This is a genomic window from Puerhibacterium sp. TATVAM-FAB25 (assembly GCF_046535855.1).
Lineage (GTDB): Bacteria > Actinomycetota > Actinomycetes > Actinomycetales > Cellulomonadaceae > Puerhibacterium > Puerhibacterium variabilis_A.
Genome location: NZ_JAXUAK010000037.1, coordinates 1 through 579 on the forward strand (window position 1 = coordinate 1; position 579 = coordinate 579).

The window sequence follows — 579 nt, forward strand, 5'->3', positions numbered from 1 at the left end:
CTAGCTGTACTGATCGGACAGGTTGGTCAAGCGGGTAATGGGGGGCTTGTTCCCGCAGGCGGTGTGGGGTCGGTGGTGGTTGTAGTGGTGGATCCATGCTGCCAGGGCGGCGCGGCGTTCGGTTTCTGAGGTGTAGCAGCGGGCGTAGCCCCAGCCGTCGGCCAGGGTGCGGTGGAAGCGTTCGACCTTGCCGTTGGTCTGCGGGCGGCGCGGGCGGGTGCGCTTGTGTCGGATGGCCAGCTCGGTGCAGGCCTGGCGCCACAGGTGCGAGCGGTAGGGCGAGCCGTTGTCGGACAAGACCCGCTGGGTGGTGATGCCGCGGGCGGCGAACCAGGCCACGGCCCGGCGCAGCACCCCGGTGGCGGTCGCGGCGGTCTCGTCGTCGTGGACCTCGGCGTAGGCGATCCGGGAGTGGTCGTCCAAGACGGTGTGCACGAACGCGTGGCCCATCTTCGGGTTGCGGTGGGTGTTCTTCGGCTTGTCGAGGGTGGCGGCACGGTTGCGCAGGCCCTGGGCGCGGCCCACGAACCGCCACCCGCCGCCGTCGGGGATGTTGCCGAGCTTCTTGACGTCCACGTG

The 579-nt window shown here is 70.1% G+C and carries 1 protein-coding gene; it reads right to left on the reverse strand.

The features are described from left to right. On the reverse strand, positions 1-579 hold a 579-nt coding region (locus tag U5M74_RS16180), incomplete at its 5' end, for an integrase core domain-containing protein (RefSeq protein ID WP_410909946.1).